Source organism: Hymenobacter profundi, from assembly GCF_019334315.1.
GTDB classification, from domain to species: domain Bacteria; phylum Bacteroidota; class Bacteroidia; order Cytophagales; family Hymenobacteraceae; genus Hymenobacter; species Hymenobacter profundi.
Window position 1 is genome coordinate 1 of the sequence record NZ_JAHWGL010000210.1, and the last position, 854, is coordinate 854.

Here is an 854-nt window from a genome sequence, read left to right on the forward strand (position 1 = left end):
GGCAACAGTGCAGCTAGCCATCCGTACTTCTCTCTCACGCTCAACCTACATCTATGGAACCGGAGGAAGACGACCAGGCCCAGCGCCGAGCCATTGTCGCCCAAGCCATTGCCAACGTACGCGCCCGTGGCCTTGAGCCCCATCCCCAGGTGTTAGCCCTTTACGAACGATACGCCGCCGGCGAAATCATGCGTGATGAGGTACAGGCGGTTATGCAAGCCCGAGCAGCCGCCATTGAGCAGGGCAATAGGGAACAAAAGGGGAAAAGGGACTAGCTTTGGGGGCTGTTTGAAGCGCAACCGGCTCTGCTGAGGAGCAACCGGCCAGGAATAGAACAGCCCACAGACACACGTCTGAACGCCTCCTCGACGCATAGGCCGGTACCTAGCGAGGAGGCGTTTTGCTGTTCACTCCCAAGCGCACAGGCCAGCCAATACTCTGCTGACAGGTGCGCAGCCATTCCTCCGCTTCCTGCACGTGGTGAAATATCTGCAGCTCTATTTCGCCGACGACCGGCTCGGGAAAGGTCAGGCTTAAAATATCATGCCCTCTATCGGCCTGCACCACGTGGGCCACGTAGCGCAACCCCAACTGCAGGGCATAAGGAAGCCAAGCCCGCTCTAACCATTCCACGGAATCAAACCACGAGCCGTGCAAGCCGACGTTGTCGTTGAGCAAAAAAGGACAGTGAAACGGCCCTGCTTTCATCAAGTAGTTATCGGCCCCGCGCATGGCTTCAATCGCATCCACGTGCCCAGTCCAAGTCGCCCGTATCCACTGGTCGGCTTCCTCAGGTTCCATAGATGTAGGTTGAGCGTGAGAGAGAAGTACGGATGGCTAGCTGCACTGTTGCC

General features: G+C 57.8%; 2 protein-coding genes. One reads left to right on the forward strand and one right to left on the reverse strand.

Going from position 1 to position 854, the window contains the following annotated elements; genetic code table 11:
- Nucleotides 1–53 precede the first annotated feature (53 nt).
- Nucleotides 54–275: an antitoxin VbhA family protein gene (locus KYK14_RS22640; RefSeq protein WP_219161768.1), complete on the forward strand. Its 222-nt coding sequence runs from the start codon at nt 54–56 to the stop codon at nt 273–275.
- A gap of 109 nt (nt 276–384) precedes the next feature.
- Here KYK14_RS22640 and KYK14_RS21930 read toward each other — a convergent pair whose 3' ends face one another.
- Complete coding sequence (locus KYK14_RS21930) at nt 385–801, reverse strand: hypothetical protein (protein ID WP_219161769.1); 417 nt, start codon at nt 799–801, stop codon at nt 385–387.
- Between the last annotated feature and the right edge of the window lie 53 nt (nt 802–854).

What these genes read in the sequence shown, in the direction of transcription:
- KYK14_RS22640 (WP_219161768.1), top strand. Translation starts at nt 54, where the DNA reads ATGGAACCGGAGGAAGACGACCAGGCCCAGCGCCGAGCCATTGTCGCC.
- KYK14_RS21930 (WP_219161769.1), bottom strand. Translation starts at nt 801, where the DNA reads ATGGAACCTGAGGAAGCCGACCAGTGGATACGGGCGACTTGGACTGGG.